Source organism: Francisella salina, assembly GCF_000219045.1.
Classification (GTDB): domain Bacteria; phylum Pseudomonadota; class Gammaproteobacteria; order Francisellales; family Francisellaceae; genus Francisella; species Francisella salimarina.
Map to the genome: position 1 here is coordinate 1,887,852 of NC_015696.1, position 22,944 is coordinate 1,910,795.

Sequence of the window (22,944 nt, forward strand, 5' to 3'; positions counted from 1 at the left end):
ACTATTCGCTTAGGTTTTCGGCTTTTAAAATCTTTTGAAGTTTTTCTTTTAATAACTCAACAAATCCCTTGTAACTAACATTATCTGCTAAATGTAGATCTATTGTTGATATTTGTAGATTAAAGCCTATATCTTTCGAACTAAACTCATTATCAAAACTCTTTACAAACTGTGGATATAAGAGAATACATTTCTCAGTCCTATAATACTGACTATAGGCAAACATCTGATATACATCACTTTGAGAAACTTGCTTTTTAGTGGAGTTAGACTCTTTTATAGTTTCTATAAGTTTATATTTTGTATCGACAATTATCGTCTTTCCACCCTTTTCAATATAAATATCTGGCTTCATTTTGAAGTTAGCAACACTACCCTTATCAAAAATTTTCTTCTGTGGACTTTGTGCTTTAATATTGGTTATGTCAAAATCACTTTTGTTACTATCTAAAATCTCAAAGATTGCTTCTTCAAATAATGCGTTCATATCAAACATTATTGAAAATGTATAATTATCCTTAGTTGTCAACTTTGGAGAATTGCCAAAAAGTAAAAGTTTAGCTAAGTTAAAAACATATTCATATTTTTGATTTAGACGAGTGAATTTAACTCTCTTACAAATATTAGGATTTGTAAATCTTTTATCATCGACATCTGTCAAAAGCTGATCGCATTTTTGTAATATTGCAAAACTAGATTTTGTAGATGATATACACTTTTTGATAGTTGCTTTTAAGAGCTGATTTAAAAGAATATTTGATTCATACTCATCATAATTACAATAGAACTTTGATTTATCAATATAGTTATGGCGAAGATGTTTTGTAAAATTGATTTTGCCTTTTACAAATTTAAGATTATCCTCTTGAGCAACATAGTTTCTACGATAATCATTTTGCAGCAACTCTAATAAATTATCAGCAAAAAGCCTAATAAAAACTTCTAGCATGCTATCCGTATGCTTACATAATTTAGCTAGCTCAACTTCATTAATCTTTAGCTTTTTAGTTATCTTTAAAAGATACATTAAGCCCGTGATACTATCATTTATAGAATTAGATTCTATGGTCACAGCCTGACGGAATGACATCTTATGAGATTGTTTACTAAAAACTTTTGGTAAAACTTGGACTAACTGACCACCTAGAGAAATAACTCCGACATATTGCTTAGCTTTTATACCTTTTGCAGTGTATTTAAATGGTTTGAAGTTTTGCTGTTTCTCTAACCATTCGAGAGTTTTTATAGCTTTAGATTTATTAGAAACCTTAGACCACTCTAACTCTTGATGTTCAAATATAGTTTTAGCATTTTTCAAACTCATAAACCATTACCAATTTTTACTCTCTATATTCATCGTCATCCTCGTGCTTGACACTGGGATCTTATGGCTATCTGATATTCCCGCCTTCGCGGGAATGACAAAATTCTCATACATGCACATAAGCGGTTAGTAGCTCTAAAAATAAATGATTAGAAAATAAAACTGTTTTAACGCAGTGAGTTTTTTATTTTCCATTTATTTTAAGCTACGCTAGCGAAGTGCTAGGCAGTTTTGCATACTTTTTCTGCCATGAAAAAAGTATGTCGCTATAGCTTACGCAGTAAGCAGCGAAACTTTATAACTAAAGAGTCACCCCTCATCATCCATTCACAATCTAACTATAGATTCTACGATCATAGAATGACACGTTTTTATTCAGTTTTATCCTCAGCCTTTTCACCTAGTGAGCTATCAAAATCTTTCCCTAGTTGAAACCAATAATCATACTTAGTTTCTTTATTAGAATTTTCTAGCAGCTTTTTGATATTAGCTATATCTTTATATTTTTCATGCTTCTCAAATTTTTCAGATGATAAGTTATTATTACCCAAAACCAACTGTATCTTCTCATAATCACCATAAAAATACTCTTCTAGCAAAGGCACTATTTCATTTTGCATAATTGTCGATATTTTATTATCTAAATTACTTTCGTTTTCTGAAATACCACAGAAAAAACTATGCCCTATTAGATGATCTTTATCTAAAAGTATTTCTATTCTTTGATTTAACTCTTCTAATAATTTTGCACAAGAATCATCTAATAAATTTTCTCCATTACCATCTTTAAGGTCATATTTTGGCAACATCTCAACAAAACCAAAACGACGTCGCAAAGCAATATCTAAATGAGCGATACTTTTATCAGATGTGTTCATTGTGCCAATAATATATAGATTTGGTGGTATACCAAACTCATCTTTTGAATATGGGAGTGTCGTAGTTAGCTCATTATCTTCACCAAGTCGTTTGCTGGATTCTAAAAGAGTAATTAGCTCACCAAAGATTTTTGAGATATTACCACGATTTATTTCATCGATAATTAGGTAGTAGTTTCTAAGCTTATTATCCTCTTTTGTCTCTGTAATATCTTTAAAATTTTTAGATTCTTTATCAAATTCTTTTAAAATATTTAAGATATAAGTATCTACTTGCCATTGAGTAGTCCTTTTAAAGATTTTTAAGGCATACTCTTTAGATGTCGATAATTTTTCTCTTTCTTCATAGCCTAAAGCTGTATAAAAATCATTTAACTTAATTTCTATTCGATGATTATTATATTTACTATCATCAGAATTAATAACTAAACTTTGACTATCTATAGATATTATTGTGAAAGTTTTATTTTTCTGTGTTTTAGAAAATTCTCTTTCATTTTCTATAGAGTCATTTACAAAAGATATAAACTTTTGCTTTATTTGTTGTTCATGGTTAACTTGTTGAGTACTTTTAAAACTATTTATATAGTTTTCTTTTGCTTTTTCACAAAGTTCTTTAAATATACCATTTTCAACCTTGTAAGAAATATTACCCTCAACTTCTTCGTTTAAATTTGGTTTTATCCCCTCGATAAAATCCTCATAAGCAAAAGATTGATGAAAAGTTACAAATTCTACTCTGCCTTGATCTTGTAGCTCTTTATATCTTTCATCTATTTTATCTTCATCTACATTATCAAAGGCATGATTCACAATAATATTTTTTGTATTATAAGTCTTACCTGTACCAGCTGGACCGTATAGGATTATTTGTTTTTTATTATTTAAAAGTTGTTTTGAATCAGTTGTCAACTTACTGTTTATATCTATCATAATCTTTCCCATTTTATATTCTTCATTAGCTTCTTTAAAAATGAGATCTTTCTGAGCTTCAAAATCTTTAACTATTTCATCAATAATAGTGCTGTTTATTTCTTTAGATGCAAAGTTTGTCCTACTAATATGTTTCTTATCTTGATGTTTATAAGTACCAAACTGAATACCTTCTTGGCTAATATTTATAAAATACTGTATGCCTTCACTTTGAGATTTCTTTTTAGGATCATATAACGCTATCCAACAAATATCCGAACCAAAGTTTTGTGCTCCATCAAAACTATTCATGGTAACATTGAACGAAATATCTGTTTTGTTTTTTATCTCTTCCACTATATGATTTAACTTCTCAACTACTGTATCCTTTATTGGATTGTAAAAGTACACATAAAGTATTGAAAAAGGTTTTTTCCAACTTTTTGTTATATCAGTAGGATAGTCACTATTAACTTTTTTCTTAATTTTACCTAAAGCACTATGATCGAGCTTCTTATCTAACATTAAGTTTGCAGCTAAATACCTGATTTGATTAATTTTTTGTTTGTTTTCATAACTCTGTTGAACTAACTTAACTTTATCACTATCTAAGTTATTAGCTTGATTAAAAAGGAATTCTTCATTGTTTTTTAATTTATGAAAATATTCAGCTTTTTCAACTATATATCTAAAATCATCTCTCACTTTCACCCCTCATACATTTAAACCCTACAAACAAACCACAAAATGACAGCTTTTTTACTAAAACCTAACATATATCCACCAGTCGTCATACTACGGCTTGACCGTAGTATCCAAAACCAAACAAAAAATTAATCAAACCATCTATCTTAAAATACTAGCACATTTTTAATACTTCACATATCAGCCAAAGAAAGTTTCAAAATTACCCCACCCAATCCACTACTACTTTCCATCCTAGTGGTTGATACTGTTTATTCATCAAACTAACAAACTTATTTTTCGCCTCTTCAATATGCTCTTTTGATGAAGCTTCATTATCTGTAAGTTTTTGAACTTCTTTATATGCGATATTTGCCAGATGATTATCAGGATCAGTATTTATAACGCCTAATCTAGGCAATACCTTAAATGTATATGCTTGCCTACTTAATTGCTTAGTTTTATCAAAATCTATTGTAACGGATGTTACTTTGGGTGGTTTAACTCTTAGTGTTATAGTTTTATCTTTCTCATCAATTTTGATATCAGATTCATCAATATTCATCGATAAAGCAGCAGATGCTTTATAGCTATATTTAGCAGTATTTTCTACTACTGTAGCATTATCAGAGACATATAAAGAATTACCACTGACTGTGACTTTTAATGTAGATAATTCACCGATTTTTTGAACGCTAACAACTGTTGGAACTATCTCAGTATCTTTCTTACTTGTAATAAGTGACACTGTAATTATCAGTATTGCAATAATGAGGATATACTTTAAAAATTTAGACATCTATCCACTCCTCTACAAAAAAAGTAGAGCTAGAATAATCAATATTATCAATATCACTACATATCGCATTTTTTGTTACCTCTGTAATTTTTTTATATTATTTGCCCAAGTGTTACGCGCCGATGTAGCGTTCCATTACATTTACTCGCTAGAATATACACAAATGCCATTGCTAAACCTTTCTTTGGATTCTACGATCAAGTCGTAGAATGACAACTTTTTTACTAAGTCCTAATATATATCCACTAGTCGTCATACTACGGCTCCGACCGTAGTATCCAAAAACCAAAATGTGAAATTAAATCCACTATGCTAAAATACTAGCATACAAATCTAACCACCTAGGATTAAACTTATTTATTAAGTCTAGTTTCCATTTTCTTTGCCAAGTTTTTAATCTTTTCACACGATAAATAGCGTCTGTTATATTGTTAAACTGCTCATAATATACTAGCTTTTTGACATCATATTTTTTCGTGAAACCATCAGAATAACCCTGCTTATGCTCGTAAACTCTTTTGATTAAATTTGATGTTACACCTATATAAAGAGTTCCATTACATTTACTCGCTAGAATATACACAAATGCCATTATCAAGCTCTTCTTTAGATTCTATGGTTAGGCCATAGAATGACTTTATATGTTTTAAAGCCCACTCAAACTAACAGTAGTACCCTCAGCTATTAACCTACTAATATCATTAACAAACTCATACACCGAGAAGGGCTTTCGAAAATATTCAAACTTAGCATCAACATCATCTAGAGATACTTTTATTTCTAAGACATTTTCTCTTTGAATATCAATAGTGGCTATATTTTTCTTGAGGTTATCTAATACTTTTTTTAGGTTTGTAGGGTTTACATTTTGACTTCTAAGATTCAGCTCAACTTTACTAAAATTCTCATCAATATATTGTGATATCGGTTGTACCTTATCAACACTTAGTTTATTGCACTCTCGTTGTTTATCATAGCTAACTTTACCCTCTACTACAACCACATCATCAACTTGGATATTATCCTTAACTGCAGCAAATACATCTTCACCAACTAGACAATCTGCTCTTTCGAACTCATCATCAATATTAATAATATACAGAACTCTACCAGTTTTAGTTTTTCGTCTAGCTGGTGGTGTTATCATACTTGCAATAATTCTTACAGAATTACCATCCATATTTGGTTTTTGGATTTTCTCAAGATCACTAAAGCTAACATGATTACGCCAATGACTTTCACCATCAATAATATGCCCTGAGAAATACATCCCTAATGCTTTTTTCTCATTAATCAAAAGCTCTCTAAGATTCCACTCTTCTACAATACATTCTCTTTCAAGCTCTGTATCAGTATCACTCTCTTGTTCTGTGAAACCAAATAAATCATTTTGCCCTGCAGCAGCCATTTCATTCACATAACCAGCGTTTTTGATAGCTTTTTCGATAGAATTAAAAGCTGTTGCTCTATTTTTAGATATATCCTTGATAGCTCCTGCAAAACATAAGGCTTCGAGTGCTTTTTTATTAACCTTACGCAAGTCCACTCTACGAGTTAAGTCAAAAATAGAACTAAACTCACCACCTACCTCACGCTCATTAAGTATACTTTTAATTGCTTCACCACCAAGACCTTTGATAGCACCTAGACCCAATAAAATTGTTCCTTTTGAAGCTGCAATACAGTCATGTACACTCTTATTTACATTTGGGGCTAAGACTGTGATACCCATATTCTTAGCATCTAAAATAAATTTAACCAACTGATCTGTATTACCCATATCTCCTGACATAAGAGCAGCCATATATTCATCAGGATAATGAGCTTTTAACCAAGCAGTTTGATAAGCAATCAACGCGTAAGCCGCAGCATGAGATTTGTTGAAACCATAGCCAGCAAAGGCTTCCATTTGGTCAAATATTTCATCAGCAAGTCCAGCTTCGATATTATGATATTTAGCGGCACCCTCTTTGAAGATTTTACGCTGTTGCTCCATCTCTTCTGGCTTTTTCTTACCCATCGCACGACGCAATAAATCTGCTCCACCAAGAGTGTAACCAGCTAGCTTCTGCGCCATTTGCATTACCTGCTCTTGATAAACTGGGATACCATAAGTCTCTCTAAGAACTTCTTCTAATAATGGATGTAAGTAGATAGTTTGCTTTCTGCCATGTTTGCGATCTACGAATGTTGGGATATTCTCCATCGGACCAGGACGATATAGTGCTACTAAGGCGATAATCTCCTCAAAGTTTGATGTGCCAAGATCTTTGACAATCTGTTGCATACCTTGTGACTCTAGCTGAAATATACCGATAGTTTTACCAGCTTGAAGCAGTTTAAATGTTTTCTCATCATCAAGAGGAATATCAGAAATATCTAGAGGCGTTTCATTAGCTGGTCTTTTAGCATTGATGCTTGCAATAGCATTTTTGATAATTGTTAAGTTCTTTAGCCCCAAGAAGTCAAACTTAACAAGTCCAACATCTTCCACATCGCCCTTATCAAATTGGGTAACTATATCTCCACCTTTATCTTCACAATATACAGGAGCAAAATCTGATATCACAGTTGGCGATATCACAATACCCGCGGCATGCTTACCCAAGCTTCGTGGTAGACCTTCTAATTTTTGAGCTTTTTCAACAATCTCTGCTACTTCTTCATCTGCTTGCATTTCATCGTACAGGGGCTCTCCCTCATGGAGAATCTTCTTAAATGTTGTCCCTGGCGTTTCTGGTATTAGCTTAGCAATCCTATCTCCAAAACCAAAACTCTGCCCCATCACACGCACTACATCTCGCACCACACCTTTAGCAGCCATAGTGCCATAGGTGATAATTTGCCCAACACTTTGCTTACCATATTTTTGCTCTACATATTTGATAACTCTATCTCTACCTTGGATACAGAAATCAATATCAAAATCAGGCATAGATACCCTTTCAGGATTTAGAAATCTCTCAAAAAGTAAACCATACGGTAAAGGATCAATATCGGTAATAAGCAATGAATAAGCTACTAATGAGCCAGCACCAGAACCACGCCCTGGACCTACTGGTATATCATTCTCTTTTGACCATCTAATGAAATCTTCAACTATCAAGAAATAGCCAGGAAAGCCCATATCGCAGATAATATCGATCTCGCGTTGTAGTCTATCTTTGTAAACTTTTATAATATGCTCATGCTTATCAGCTGGTCTATTTTCTAAAATTTTTGCTAAACGTTTATCTAAACCTTGATAGCATAGCTTTGAAAAGTACTCTCTTTCTGTCAAACCATCTGGAATATCTACCGTTGGCAAACATGGTTTACCTAAATCAAATGTTACATTACATCTTTTTGCGATTGCTAAAGTATTCTCTAACAATACTGGTAGCTCTGAAAAAATTTGATATATCTCATCAGCTGACTTTAGATACTGTTCTCTTGTAAATTTAGATTTACGCGACTCATCAAGAATTGTTGTTTTTTCATTGATACAAGCCCTAATTTCATGGATATCATAATCATCTGATTCCATAAAAACAGTTAAATTTGTAGCTACAGCTATAAGATTATGCTTACTTACAAGTTCAAGTGCTTTCTCGTTATACAAGCCCTCATTTTCATATCCAAGCTTATGAATCTCTACGATATAGTTATCAACACCAAATATTGCGATATTTTCAGCTATTACTTGCTCTGCTTTTTCAATATCTTTAGCCAATACAGCTTGTCCAAATTCGCCATATTGACCACCATTTAAACAAATAACATTATCTAATTTAGTATCTTTCAAACAACTTTTGGGAATTAGTGGAATTGAGCCAAACCTCTCAGCTTCTTGATATGCTTTTGAAACTAAATCAACAATATTTTGATAGCCTTGATTATTCTCTGCCAATAAAACCAGATCACAAACACCAAACTCAGTATCAATCTTTAGCTCTACACCAAAGATAGGCTTAATCCCATTTGACAAAGCTTGCTTATAAAATTTAACTGCAGCAAATAAATTACATACGTCCGTCAGTGCTACTGCAGGGATATTCTTATCTTTTGCTCTGGCAAAGAGATCACTCAAACGAACAGTACTATCGACAACAGAAAATCCAGTATGGATACGAAGGTGAGAAAACATCTTAGTTACTTATCATTTATAAACTTAGCTACAAATATTACTATAAATAATATTTAAAATCATATCTCTTTACGTATGATAACTTAGTTAATATCTCCTAGCCTTATCAATACACAAGGCTAAAAATAAATTGCATAGCTTTTTTCATTAATCTAAAATCACTTAGTTACTTATCTTAAAGTTTATAAAATATGAATAAAAATAAGAATCTATCTAAAACCCTACTATTTTTAAAAATAGTTTTTCTCATATTGTTCATAGTATCCGCATACCTCTATATTAAACCAATGGTTAATGCCACATATTTATCAGAGGCTCAATATAAGGCTCTAGAAGATGGTTCATTCGGCTTCTTGAGTAAGAGTGAAATGGATAAATTCAATAATAAAACACCTCAAAATTTATTTACTAATTTCACATACAAAGCTTTAAGTCTATGGATGGGATACCATAATTACTATTATGATGTGATAAATACTATCTCTCCTGAACCTGTCAAAGTTAATGATTATACTAGCAGTGAAAAAGATATAGATATTGATACCATGCTAGTAGCCATACTAAAAACTGATTTTAAAATAAGTGATGTGCCTATTAATACCACAGGAAATAAACTAGATTTAACGCTGGGTAAAGGTAATAACAAACAAACATTTTATTTAGCAAAAAATAGTCATGGAAACTGGTATTTTACAAAAGAAAATTTCACAGACACTAATACACTCAAGAAATTTGCCGACTTCAAAAAAGAAAAGAGCCTAGGCGAAGATAATATAAGAAATATATCAATGCCAGTATTATCATACATGCAGTTCATATTTGGAGCTAATGATGCATATAAGTTCAAAATGGCAGATGCTTTAAACATAATGGATACCAGCTGGATTAAGGAGAATATTAGAAAAGATTTTGCTTCATTTATAGCTTTCAGTATGGATAGAGTCTTCAAAACTGCTAAAATCACTATACGAAATATACCTGGAGAAGTTCTTCCAGGTAGTAATTTAGTAATGGTCTACACCTCACCTATTTCAGGCAAAAGTATATATTTAGAAAATATTACAAATAAGGATAGCAAGACTAAAAACTGGATTTTCCCTAAAAATGCTCAGATAGATGGGGTAAGTATATTTTTAGATGATTTAGATAGCAATATAAGAGCTCCTTTTGGATCTAATCTACGTAACTCTATCTGGGAAAATATTCCTAGCCTTCTAAAAGAGTATGGACCAAATCTGTATATTAGTATTATATCAATAATCTCACTAATGATATTTTATGTAATTTATAAAGTATTATTTATAGTTTTAAGGCCTATATTTAGAATCACACGTAGTCTTTTTGAAAATAAAGATTATAAAACAGTGAGGAAATTAAATATTGCGACATCACTAATAGTATCAATGTATGCTGCATATTTTTTCTTTTTTAACTCATTAATCATATTCACAAATGCTTCCAACTATTTCAATATAATTTTTAAAATTGTATATGGAATTGTAATAATGTTCTTATGTACAGAGATTATGAATGTACTATGCTCATTCATAATCTCTTCTTACAAAAAAGTTAAGGACCAAAATAGATCTGCAAGATTTGCATTTGCCATAGTAATAGCTAATAAAGTAATTAACCTTATTATTATATTAATAATTGCCGGAATCATAATCGAAGAGCTAGGAGTTGATATGATTCACTTCTTAACAGCTCTTGGAATCGGTGGTGTTGCTATTGCATTAGCTGGTAAAGATACAATTGAAAATCTCTTTGGCTCAATAATCCTAGCCATGGAAAGACCTATAAAAATTGGAGACTGGGTAATCATAAAAGACAAAGAAGGAATAGTTGAAAAAATAGGACTAAGAAGTACAACTATTAGAACTTTCGAGGACTCTGTTCTTATTATACCGAACTATGCTTTTGTAACTTCACAAATTAATAATATGGGTGAGAGAATATATAGAAGATATATGACTACTCTTGAAATTGACGAATCAACACCTACCTCTAAACTTAGATCTTATGTTGATGGTATTAATGAACTAGTATTAAATACCCCTCATATGAGAAAAGAGGGATACTATATACGTGTAAATGATTTAAAACCTGCATCTATCAAAATATTAGTCTATGTTTTCTTTATATCTACAGATTGGGGAGAAGAGCTAGAACAGAGGGAACAATTTATTATGAGCGTACTAGATTTGGCTGAAGAAATCGGTATCAAGTTGGCACCATCACAAAAAATTCAGTTTGATGCTAATTATTCAGAGTAACTCATACCCTAAAAACTTTATTGATAGGTATGAAAACAAAAAGCCTCTTATTTAGTATAATTCTTTTTTTGATAGCAAACCAAGCGTTAGCAAATACTGAACTTGATACTAATATTAAATCAGACTCCAGTAAGCTTGAAAAAGATACTAGAGGCCTTTATCAACTACCTCCGAACTACTATAACATTAACGATCTTGACGATATAACTAAGAAAACATTTAAACCATCAATATATGTAGCAATTAATGGTGGTTGGGGACAACAAACTAACATGTCTAAAGGTGGTGGAACTGTAGTTGCTAACTTAGGATATAGATTTAGCGAATCTTATGCTGTAGAGTTTGTTTACCAAAACTTTCTTGTTAGCCAATATAATACAACCCAAGTTAATAACTACTTTGCTGGGGCTGCAAAATACTATTACAAAATAAATAACTATATAACCGCCTATGCTGCCGCTGGACTTGGAATAGGACATACTAATATTAATGGTATAGCCAACCAGCGTAACGCCCCTAGTAGCTATTTAGATACAAATAATACATGGGGAGGATTTGCAGTCTTCCCAGTAGGTGTAATGTTCCCTATCAAGTATATCGACAACCTTAGTCTAAAAGTAACATATACATATACCATTTCATTCTCTGGAGACTCTCAGAATTTTGTAACATCAGGCTTACAATATTCTTTCTAAAAAAGAATACCTAGCTAAATAAATTGCCTATGAGATACTGTCAATTTGGAATCACCGGAAGAACACCTTTTATTGAGTATATAAGTATGTAAAAAAACTTAAAATATCATTATTTTATGGGTTCTTGAAAATTGCTTTTATTTTGTTGCTCCTAATCTCAGAAGTTTTGAAAATTGGAAAAGATATGGGAATCAAATTTGTTTCCACAAAAGAAATTCAGCTTGAATCTAGTAATAATCAGGGCCAGAAATAAAATTTATGATTTTATTTTTGATTTCTATCCAAGACGAAAACTATAATAATCTTAAGCAATAGTGCTAAACTAAAACTAATCCACAAAGCCAATAGTATAAAATGATAATTTGACATATTAAAGTGTGCTTTTAGAAATCCCCATATTGACATACACAGTGCCACTGAGAATGTTATCATCGCTGCCGCTGTACCATGCCCTTTAGTGATATTGCTCATAGCAGCACCTGTAGCCATTGGTATAAAAAAGCCTAAAAAATAACATATTAAATGCAAGGTTGTCACAGTACTATATGATGATATTTCTAAAAAACTATATAGAGCTATAAAGATAAATATAATAGCTAAAACACCTAAATTATAGCGTTTCTTATGACTACTATCTGCCTTAATACGATAACTAAATATCCCAAGAATATATAGTAAAGATGTTACCAAAAATACCATAGTAAAGACATCCATCGACATATTTAATTCATCAACTAACAAACCTTTAAATGAGCTCACCAAGACACCTAAATAAAAAGAAAAGAGTATCGCTACAATCATTACATTTAACAAGTATCTAGGCTGAGATAGTGCATGAGCAAAGCCAGAGAATATTTTAGATGCTGGAATTACGACCTGTCTTTGAGCATCAGCAGTTAATATCTTTATTGAAAAAATAAATAATACCACTTCAATTGTTGCCATACAAAAATAAGCTGCTCGCCAAGAAATCGGAATCAATAATAAAGCTAAATATGTACTAACTATCGGTGCAACTATTATCATTACTGATAAAACCGAATGTGCTTTTTTCATTTGGCTATTATTGTCAGCATTACGTGATATCAATGCTCTAGCGATAGACGAGTAACATCCTGTACCAAGCCCCAAACTCACAAAACCAATATATACAGTATAGATACTATCTGATAGTCCTATGCAAACTAAACCAAATATAGACAAGCTCTGTGAAAAAAATAGTACTCTCTTTGCTGTAAAAACATCTGATAAAGTCGCAAATAAAATCGCAGAAACACTAAACATAAAAAATGATAGACTCATAGCTATCTGAGTTACATAATTAGACAGATGCAAATTAGATGCTAACGATGGTGTTAAGGTCATTGAGATTGTTAGAGTCATATACCCAACGTATGTCAGAAAGTATGCTAATAAATTCTCTCTTTTAACACCACTTATTACACGCATTAGCTTTATACTATAACGAAATAATTACCATTGATTATAATATACTATTTAGATTTTTAAGAGTTTATTTTCTAAAGCTCTGTTTATCAGATATTTTATAGTCCAAGAAATTACTAATATGATTCTTTTTGTCTTTAAATACAAAATTATTATATACAATCATATACATTAGAACCTTTCTAACATAATGACGAGTTTCGCCAAATGGAATATTCTCTATCCAAATGGTTGCTGGAACCTCTTTACTGTTTAGCCATTTAGCAACATTTCCTGGACCAGCATTATAAGCAGCTATTCCCAATACAGGATTTTTATCAAAGAGCTTTTCCAAGAAATATAAATTAGCTGTACCAAGCTTAATATTATTCTCCGGTATAAATATCTGGCTAGCCATGCCTTCGGATTTATTACCAACAAGAGGTAATTTATATTTCTTTGCAATAAATTTGGCTGTAGGCTCTGTTACTTGCATTAGCCCCTTTGCTCCTGCCCATGATCCGGCTTCAACATCAAATAATGACTCTTTACGCATTATTGATAATACAAGATCTTGGTCTATGCCAAATTTTTTAGCATTCTTCTCAACTGTAGCCAAAAATGCTTTTGGGAACAACATATCAATATTATTGTATTTACCAATTACAGCCATATTAAATATTGCAGCATAGTACATTTTATTATCTTCTGCTAATCTAGCTAGCTCTTTGATCTGTGTAATATCTTTATTCTTAAGTTTATTACGTATTGTCCATTTCCAAAGGCTTGTAGAATCCTTAAATTGCTCAATCTGATATAAATCTATCGCTTGTTGAATAGCTTCTTCTGATTCAAGCTTCTTGGCTTCACGACTATCTAATTTATCAGCATTATCATTACCAAAGTTATATGGCTTACCAAGCTTGTCAGATGCTAGGAATGAATAGTAATCCAGAGAGGTCTTAGTTAAATTTTCAAACACTTCATTAGCTTTTGCTTTTTGTCCTGTTTGTTCGTAACTATATGCTAGCCAATATCTCCATGCTTCATCCTGTTGAGACTTTTTAGGTAACTGATTATATGTTTTTATATAATCTTTGAAATTTTGATTATATAAATCAACTCTCAATAGCCATTCCCATGCAGTGGTATCAAGATATTTTTTATCAACCCTCGCTAGCCAATGTTTAGCTTGAGGTGATTGTGACCTAGCAAAACTAACTGCTATAGCTGAAATACACTGCTGCTTGGTCTGATTACTAAGATATCTTTTATTTCTTAAACTATCCCATATTTTTGCATATTTCTCAGAATTTTTTCTAACCAAATCTTTCGATATATCAACGAATATTTTGTCAAAATTTCTATAATTGTGAAATTTACTTATAAAATCGTCTAGATTATTAGGATTTTTTATCGCATTTCGCCATGCTGATATATAGTTCACATAATCTTTATTGTCTTTAACATAAGTGTTTAGTAACCATAAACTATCATCAAACTTATTAGCAAAAGCTAGAGTATATGCCTTTGTAGTTAGATAGTCTCTTGATTTATCTTCAGAATTATCCCAATACTTTTGCATATCATTACACGCTGATGGCATATAGACACGATTTTGCCAAAGCTGTCCGTACTCATCTATAGCTTTAGACTTATTGCCTAACTCATATTCAGCCTGCATTGACCAACATTTCCCTGATATCCCTAAACCACCGGCATAATACTTTTTAAAGTCTTGCCAATCTTTTTTATTAGCATAATAACTAGCAAGATCTTCTTTGATTTGATTATTCCAATAGCTATCTTGATGTGTTCTTAAATAATCATCAATTGTCGCCGACTCAAAAATAGCTGGATCTGCGATTATTTCTTTGTATTGAAGGTATGGGTATATACTTGTTTCTTTCAGTTTTGATTTTAAGTAATAATAAGATTTATAATCTTTTTTATCTAAAGCTTTAATTGCTTGCTGAGAATATTTTTCTTGTTGGCTTGTGAGAGTATAGCCCGCACTGATAGACAAAAGTGCTAAACTACCTATAATAACTTTTTTCATTGAAATTTAATAATATAAGGAATCATTTTGATAGAAATACTAACATTATTAATGATAAAAGCCCAACACTACTATACGAAATCAGTTTTTAAAATTATATTTATTAGATACTTCTGTATTTAGTAGATTGCTCAACTTTATCTTTTTACTATCCTTCAAAATAACATTATTATAAACAACCATATTAACTAATACTTTTCTCACATAGTGGCGAGTTTCTCCAAATGGTATATTCTCAATCCATTGTTTTACAGGCACTTGTTTATTTGTGAGCCACTTATTCACATTACCAGGTCCAGCATTATAAGCAGCAATAGCTAGAACTAAATTGTTCTTAAATAAACTATCTAAAAAATCTAAATTCGCTGAGCCAATTTTAATATTTATATAAGGATCAAATACTTCATCAGATGAGTTACTGATGTTATATCCTAATTTATACTTATTAGATATAAAATTAACTGTAGGTATCGTGACTTGCATCAAACCTTTTGCACCAATATATGACTTTGCTTCAATTTCAAATAATGACTCCTTTCTCATTATTGAATAAATTAACGATTGAGTTAAATCATATTTAGTTGATTGCTCTTGTACAATATCATCAAATGCATCTGGATATAATAAGTGTACATGACTATCAATACCCATCATATGCATACTAAATATTGCTTGATAGTACATTTCATAAAGCCAAGCTAGTTGTGCCAAAAGAGGAATTTCATCTCTATGTCCACTCGAGAACTTGTTCCGAATCACCCACTTCCAAAGTTTTACGGAGTCTTTAAACTGGCCTAGCTTGTGAAGTTCAATAGCATGTTTAACATCTGGATCTAATTCAAGTTTCTGGATTTCAGAATAGGATATACCATTATAGGTATTATCACCGTAGTTATAACCTAATCCCATAGCATCAGCTGATAGGTATGCATAGTAGTTATAAGGAGCCTTAGCTAATTCAGTATATATTGGTCTAGCTTTTTTGAGCATACCAAGTTTTTGATAACTATAAGCTAACCAATACTTCCATATTACTCCTTGTTGTACTTGTTTCGAACTACCAAGATAATCTTCAACATAACCACTGTAGTTAGAATTATACAAGTCAATTCTTAAGATCCAGTGCTCTGCAATTTTAGAGATATGCTTTTTATCAATTTTTAATAGCCATTGTTTCGCATTACTATCATGCTTTTGTGCAAGAGCAATTGCTATTTTCTCATCTATTTGTTGTTGTATTTTATAACTCAGAAACTTTCTATACTTTAACTTTTGCCAAACTTTAGCATATTTCAAAGCATCAGTTTTTACATTATCACTAGCAATATCTAAAATCACTTCTGTAAACTTTGGATACTTATGATATTTTCTTATGAATTTATCTAACGTACTAACACTAAGATTATAGTTAACATATTTCCATTGATTTATATACTCAGCATACTCTTGATCTTGTTTTACATACTTTGATAAAAGTTTAGAAGAGTCGCCAAAATCATTACTCAACGCGAGATTATATGCTTTATCTAATATACATTGCTTTTCTTTTTTAGTGTATTTTTTACATCTTTATCTAGTCCAACACACTCAGGAGCATTAAACTTATTTTTTTGCCAATATTTTGCAAACTGCTTTATTGCTTTCTTTTTATTTATTTTATTCTGATTATCTGCAACCCAACACTGTCCTACGGTTTGCAAATCGCCATCATAGTATTTCTCAAACATCTTCCAATTTTTAGTTTTAGCATAGTATATTGCTAAATCATCACATAACTCAGATGCCCAATACTCATCTTTATGAGTTTTAAAAAAATCTTGGATTTGCTGTTGAGAGAATTTATCAGGATGCAGAGATATCTCTTTGTACTTTAAGTAAGTTTTTGTTTTTTTATCAGAGATTTTACTTTCACTTTTAGCTATCAAATAATCTTGATAGTTTCTTTGCTGTAGCTGATCTATAGCCTGTTGAACATTTTTAATTTGCTTATCTGTCAAGCTATAACTATAGGTCGATACTAATACTAGCAACAATATTAAAAGTTTTTTCCCTAACTTAAAAACCATATTACTATCTTATTTTATCAACCAATTTCATTACAAACTCTGCTGATCGGTTTGCTGCCATTTTTGCAAACTCATCAAAATTATCAGGAGCATCGCCATCAGCCGTATCTGATATACTTCTTAATATAAGACTAGGAACATTCATCTCATTACAAATAAGGTTAACACTAGCTCCTTCCATCTCTATAGCTTTTGCATCAAACTCTTTGACCACGAAATCTTTTCTTTCAGCAGAATGGACAAATTGATCTCCAGTAGCAATTACTCCAGTATGTAAATTTAAATTAAGCTCTTTTGCGATTACTTTAGCTTGTTCTAGTATCCGTGCTGAAGTAGCAATCTCAACTTCAGAAATTGGAATCTTGCCATAAGGGTAACCAAAAGCTGTAATATCAACATCATGTTGAACTGTAGCAGTTGCAGCAATCATATCACCCACTTGTAAATCTTGAAGCCCTCCAGCAACACCTGTGAATAAAACTGCTTCAGCGCCAAAATGTTCTATCATTATTGTTGCAGTTAAACTTGAGAAAACTTTACCAATCTTGCTATAAGCTACAACAAGCTCTATACCATTATGGTTAGCAACATAATATTTATTATTTGCATATTCTACAGTTTCGTATTTTTCTAACTTTTGTAATATCGGCTGGATTTCTATCTCCATAGCCCCTAATATTGCTATTTTTTTCATTCTACACTCTCTATATCTATTTTTGTTATCTTTCTAAATCCTTGAGGTAATAATACACCTCCACCTGATGGCTTATCTGTATAGTATGTTTCAAAGTTTTTATTATCAATACGAATAAACCTCTTACCCGCACTAAGAGTAAGCTCTTGCTCTGGTTTGAATAATTCTATAAATTTAAGTTTATCTTTTTTATCTAGTTTAATTATAGCTTTACCTTTACCTTTTTTAAGCACTGCAAAACTTTCAAAATCACGAATAATAGTTCTGCCTTGTGAGCTAACTGCAAGCATTTTCAAACCTTTATCATACGGTATAAACTTAAAGACATCATCAGCATCAAAGATATTTTTACCTGTAACTTTATTTGCTATCAAATCTTCAGCTGGTATCACGAAACCTTTTCCGCTAGTACTAACAATTAAGAAATGCGTAGAAGCATTAACAAACTCCATACTGATAATTTCATCTTCTCTATCTAAAGGAATATATGTTGTTATATGCTCACCATACCCTCTAGCTGATGGAAATTTATCAACATACATCGAATATGCTTTACCAAGTTTAGTAAAGAAAATTAGCCTAATATTACTGTTACCTGAAGTAGATAGGTATGGCTTATCTTCAGGCTTATAGCTTAGACCTTTAGGATCAATATTATCACCTTTAGCACATCTTACCCAGCCAGCTTTTGATAAGATAACCGTTACTCTCTCACTAGGCATAAGATCTTTCTCTTCTAGAGCTTGTGCTTTATCAGCTTGAACTATTTTAGAGCGTCTACTATCACCAAAGTCAGCAAGAATTTGCTTTAGTTCTTTTTTCATTAGGTTTCTAAACTTAACTTCACTGTTTAGATACCCTTCAAGTAACTCTTTCTCTTTTTGTAACTCTTTTTGCTCTTTTTTAATTTCAATTTCTTCAATTTTCGCTAATTTACGTAGTCTAATATTCAAAATTGCTTCAGCCTGAATTTCAGAAAGTGCAAATCTACTCTGGAGTTCTACACTCGGATCATCATAGTTTCTGATAATATCAATAACTTCATCAATATTTAAAAAAGCTATTAACAAACCTTCTAAGATATGTAGCCTATCTAAAACCTTATCCAAACTAGTTTGTAATCTTCTGCGTAATGTACGCTTACGATATTCTAACCATTCATTAAGTATATCTAAGAGATTTTTAACCTGAGGTCTATTATCCAGACCAATCATATTCATATTTACACGGAAACTTTTTTCAAGATCAGTAGTCGCTAATAGATGCCCCATTATTTTTTGGATATTCTTCTTTGTAGACGCTGAATATAGAACTATTTTGACAGGCTCTTTATCATCTGATTCATCTTGGATATTTTTAATCCATGTGATCTTTTGTTGCTTAAGCTGATTAGCAATTTGCTCCATTACCGAAGCACTTGAAACTTGATGAGGTAATCTAGTAATTATCACGTTACCATGATTATCATACTCATATACAGCTTGCTGACGTATAGAGCCATTACCAGACTTGTATACTTCAGCGATCTCTTCTTTACTACTGATTATATTAGCTCCACCTGGATAATCAGGAGCCTCAATTATTTCTAATACTTCTTCAATACTAGCTTTAGGATTAGACAATAAATGTAAGCAAGCATTAATCACTTCTGTAATATTATGAGGAGGTATATATGTTGACATCCCCACCGCAATTCCCATTGCTCCATTTAGGAGGATATTTGGTACTTGTGCTGGTAAAAGTTTTGGTTCATCCATTGTACCATCAAAGTTTTTGACCCAATCAACAGTACCTTTTTTCAACTCATCTAACAATAATACTGCATACTTAGATAAACGCGACTCAGTATACCTCATTGCAGCAAATGATTTTGGATCATCAATTGAGCCCCAGTTACCTTGCCCATCAATAAATGGATAGCGATATGAGAAATTCTGCGCCATCAACACCATTGCTTCATAACAAGCACTATCTCCATGTGGATGATACTTACCTAGTACATCACCAACAGTACGAGCAGATTTCTTATATTTTGACAAATGGCTTAAACCAATTTCACTCATCGCGTAAATAATGCGTCTTTGTACAGGCTTAAGCCCATCAGAAATATGCGGTAGTGCTCGATCTAATATTACATACATCGAGTAATTTAAATATGCTTGTTCAGAAAACTCTCCTACAGACTGAGTACTTTCTAAGCTTGAGAATAAATCCATTTTTTACAGAAAAATATAAATATTTATCAATAAATTATATATCAACAAGACGTTCTATACTAGATAAGTAGATATTGGTATACAAAGAAATAGTTTCTTAGCTTTTTTGTCTTCTCAGATAAGCTATTGTTTCTAGCTCTTTTGAGAACACAAACTTATTTCTTTGTAAAAAATCCAATGTTTTAAGTATATCTTTAAATCCAGAAAGAACCCAAGCCTGAATATTATAGTCAAAGACAGTTTTTGCTTTTAAATATCTACTAACACCTGCTCGACACTCCTGTGTGAGAAAATCTGTAGCAGGGAATTTAATAACAACGACACCCCGCTTATCATATACAGCTACTTTTGCATATCCACCAAGACTTGAAAGCTGCTCTTTAACTCCTTTGAAGTCTTCCCAAGCCAACATCATTTTCTCAGTGGCTTCTTTCTCCATATACTTTATTGACTTAGAGTTGTAGCTTTGCTTCAGGCTATATGACTCTTCTTTTAGTTCATTATATTTTTCTAATAACTCTTTGTAACGCCTGTCTAAAGTAAGATTTGCTATTTCTAAGCTATCGTTTTTATTTGAGATCTCGACTTGTTTTTGTTTTATCTTATTTATACTCTTTGATATTTCTTTATCAATGTACTGCTTTATATTATTACGTAAAGCATAAGAGAGCTTATCTTCTTTAATATTTGATTCTTTGAGTGTGGATTTAATAGCTTCTAGTAACTCATCTTTAGCAACTGTATTTATTGTTAGTTCCTGCTCACAATCTCCAGTTGCAATAGCTTGCTTTCTATCATTTTTGTATAAAGTAACCTTCTCAACCAAATCAATAATAGAAACACCCTCTCCAATAAGCTTTCTAACTTTATTGACTGTGATCTCTTCATTCTGTGAGCGTAAAAGCTCACATTTTTGATTCACGAGCTTTTGAGTTACTTGTTTTGTCATTTTAGCTTCTTTCTTCTTCTCTTAATGTTAAGACCTCACAACCGTCTTTCGTAACTAAGATTGTATGCTCCCACTGAGCTGAAAGAGATCTATCTTTTGTTACAGCTGTCCAACCATCTTTTAAAACAGATACAGCTCTTTTACCAACATTTATCATCGGTTCAATTGTGAAAATCATACCCTCTTCAAACTTAGCACCTGTTCCAGCTTTGCCATGATGCATAACATGTGGTGGCTCATGAAAGTTTGCACCTATTCCATGACCACAAAAAGCATCAACTATAGAGTATCCAAATTTCTTAGCATGTTTTTCTATTACTGCACCTATATCACCAAAATGATTACCCGGTTTTACTACTTCTATACCTTTCCAAAGACATTCATGAGTAACCTCAACTAATTTTTTAGCCATAACTGACGGTTCACCAATCATAAACATTTTACTAGTATCACCATGATAGCCATCCTTTTTGACAGTAACATCTATATTTAAGATATCGCCTTTCTTAAGTTTTTTATCAGCAGGTATCCCATGACAAACTACGTGATTTATAGATGTACAAATAGATTTTGGAAAACCATGATAATTCAATGGTGCTGGATAAGCATCTTGCTCCGTGACTATATAATCATGACACCTTTGATCTAGCTCTGCTGTTGTCACACCTTCTTTTACATAAGGAGTTATCATTTCTAAAACTTCTGCTGCTAATTTACCAGCTACTTTCATTTTCTCTATTTCTTCTGGAGTTTTTATTATTATTTCACTCATGTAATACAACTACGTTTTATCAAAAAATTTAGATATACATTATAAACTATCAACAAGTGAATATATAGATACAGCAAAAGGATGTTAAAAAATTGTTTAACGCATAAGAGATTTAAATTTCAATGACACCCAAACTTTCAACAAGCTCCCAAAACATCTTCTTAACAGGCGAAGATAAAGCTTCTTTTCTCATTACCACTCCAACAGATATACTTGGCAGACCTTGAGTTTTTATTATATTTACAGATTTAGATAGATGACTGTGTCTTAATATCACCTCTGGCACAATAGAAGTTCCAATACCTGATGATACCAGTGACAAGATAGCCTCATTACCATCCACATCACCATATATTTCAGGTTTTAAATCTTGCTTTTTAAACCACTCATCTAAATTACTACCACCAATATAATGGGCTGGCTTTATAAAAGGTATATTTTCAATTGCTTGCTTTAAATTATTAACTTTCTTTACAGCAGGAGCGATCATTACCATTTTTGTAGTCAACACTTCTTTAACACAAAGATTACTAGGAATATCTTTTGACAAAATAGCTATAATTACATCTGTTGCATCCTCTTCAAGCTGGCTAGTACAATTTTTTATTGAACCTGTAGTTAGCTGTATTTTTATGCCTGGATAATTGATATGTAACTTTTTAATGATATTTGGTAAAACCACATATGATGCCGTTACGGTACAAGATAGCCTAATATCGCCTACTACTTGGCCTTTTTTAGGGTGTAATATACAGTTTAGATCTTCATATTTTTGTAGCATATCTTTAGCAAATTGATAATAAATCTTACCAGCATCTGTTAGTCTAATATTTCTATTGTCTCTCTCAAAAAGTACCACTTCCATTTCTTGTTCAATACGTTGGATAAGGCGGGTTAATGCTGACGGTGTTAAGAAACATTTCTCGCTTGCCTTACCAAAATGTAGAGTTTCAGCCAAAATTTTAAAGGCCTTTAATTCTTTTTTGTCAATCATATCTGTATTTTATTGCATTATCTGCAATAAATAGTTGCAAATTTTTCACTTTATTTCAAGCAAGTCTTTGTATAA

General features: G+C 31.8%; 16 protein-coding genes. 2 read left to right on the plus strand and 14 right to left on the minus strand.

The window, feature by feature from the left end; genetic code table 11:
• Nucleotide 1: 1 nt before the first annotated feature.
• The 5 genes from F7308_RS09165 to dnaE all read right to left on the minus strand — a co-directional run bounded on the left by F7308_RS09165 (nt 2) and on the right by dnaE (nt 8,723).
• Nucleotides 2-1,324, minus strand: a complete 1,323-nt coding sequence (locus F7308_RS09165; RefSeq protein WP_013923593.1) for an McrC family protein — start codon at nt 1,322-1,324, stop codon at nt 2-4.
• A gap of 371 nt (nt 1,325-1,695) precedes the next feature.
• Complete coding sequence (locus F7308_RS09170; protein ID WP_013923594.1) at nt 1,696-3,819, minus strand: McrB family protein; 2,124 nt, start codon at nt 3,817-3,819, stop codon at nt 1,696-1,698.
• Between the two features lie 202 nt (nt 3,820-4,021).
• A complete protein-coding gene (locus F7308_RS09175; RefSeq protein WP_013923595.1) occupies nt 4,022-4,597 on the minus strand; it encodes a DUF4230 domain-containing protein in 576 nt (191 codons plus the stop codon).
• Between the two features lie 307 nt (nt 4,598-4,904).
• Complete coding sequence (locus F7308_RS09180) at nt 4,905-5,189, minus strand: GIY-YIG nuclease family protein (RefSeq protein WP_013923596.1); 285 nt, start codon at nt 5,187-5,189, stop codon at nt 4,905-4,907.
• 54 nt (nt 5,190-5,243) lie between these two features.
• Entirely contained in the window at nt 5,244-8,723 is a 3,480-nt protein-coding gene (dnaE, locus tag F7308_RS09185) for a DNA polymerase III subunit alpha (protein WP_013923597.1), read from the minus strand.
• A gap of 287 nt (nt 8,724-9,010) precedes the next feature.
• Between dnaE and F7308_RS09190 the strand changes: the two genes are divergently transcribed.
• Nucleotides 9,011-10,999: a mechanosensitive ion channel family protein gene (locus F7308_RS09190; protein WP_013923598.1), complete on the plus strand. Its 1,989-nt coding sequence runs from the start codon at nt 9,011-9,013 to the stop codon at nt 10,997-10,999.
• A 29-nt stretch (nt 11,000-11,028) separates the two neighbouring features.
• Nucleotides 11,029-11,694, plus strand: a complete 666-nt coding sequence (locus F7308_RS10125) for an outer membrane protein (RefSeq protein ID WP_013923599.1) — start codon at nt 11,029-11,031, stop codon at nt 11,692-11,694.
• A gap of 264 nt (nt 11,695-11,958) precedes the next feature.
• Here the strand turns inward: F7308_RS10125 and F7308_RS09200 are convergent, their stop codons facing one another.
• From F7308_RS09200 to ilvY, 9 genes are all read right to left on the minus strand, one after another.
• Nucleotides 11,959-13,143, minus strand: coding sequence for an MFS transporter (locus F7308_RS09200; protein WP_013923600.1), 1,185 nt, complete (start codon nt 13,141-13,143; stop codon nt 11,959-11,961).
• Between the two features lie 64 nt (nt 13,144-13,207).
• A complete protein-coding gene (locus tag F7308_RS09205) occupies nt 13,208-15,184 on the minus strand; it encodes a lytic transglycosylase domain-containing protein (RefSeq protein WP_408610315.1) in 1,977 nt (658 codons plus the stop codon).
• Between the two features lie 75 nt (nt 15,185-15,259).
• Nucleotides 15,260-16,684, minus strand: a complete 1,425-nt coding sequence (locus F7308_RS09210) for a lytic transglycosylase domain-containing protein (RefSeq protein WP_232215347.1) — start codon at nt 16,682-16,684, stop codon at nt 15,260-15,262.
• Between the two features lie 20 nt (nt 16,685-16,704).
• Complete coding sequence (locus F7308_RS10360) at nt 16,705-17,244, minus strand: hypothetical protein (protein WP_013923602.1); 540 nt, start codon at nt 17,242-17,244, stop codon at nt 16,705-16,707.
• Between the two features lie 4 nt (nt 17,245-17,248).
• A complete protein-coding gene (locus F7308_RS09215) occupies nt 17,249-17,938 on the minus strand; it encodes a 5'-methylthioadenosine/adenosylhomocysteine nucleosidase (protein WP_013923603.1) in 690 nt (229 codons plus the stop codon).
• Nucleotides 17,935-20,154 (minus strand): DNA topoisomerase IV subunit A, encoded by a 2,220-nt coding sequence (parC, locus tag F7308_RS09220; protein ID WP_013923604.1) that lies wholly within the window; start codon nt 20,152-20,154, stop codon nt 17,935-17,937. The genes F7308_RS09215 and parC overlap by 4 nt, the downstream gene beginning before the upstream one ends.
• Before the next feature lie 97 nt (nt 20,155-20,251).
• Nucleotides 20,252-21,103: a hypothetical protein gene (locus F7308_RS09225; RefSeq protein WP_013923605.1), complete on the minus strand. Its 852-nt coding sequence runs from the start codon at nt 21,101-21,103 to the stop codon at nt 20,252-20,254.
• A 1-nt stretch (nt 21,104) separates the two neighbouring features.
• The gene (map, locus tag F7308_RS09230) at nt 21,105-21,875 is read right to left on the minus strand and encodes a type I methionyl aminopeptidase (protein ID WP_013923606.1); all 771 of its coding nucleotides are present in this window, start codon (nt 21,873-21,875) and stop codon (nt 21,105-21,107) included.
• A gap of 112 nt (nt 21,876-21,987) precedes the next feature.
• Nucleotides 21,988-22,869: an HTH-type transcriptional activator IlvY gene (gene ilvY, locus F7308_RS09235; protein WP_041263839.1), complete on the minus strand. Its 882-nt coding sequence runs from the start codon at nt 22,867-22,869 to the stop codon at nt 21,988-21,990.
• Nucleotides 22,870-22,944: the final 75 nt, after the last annotated feature.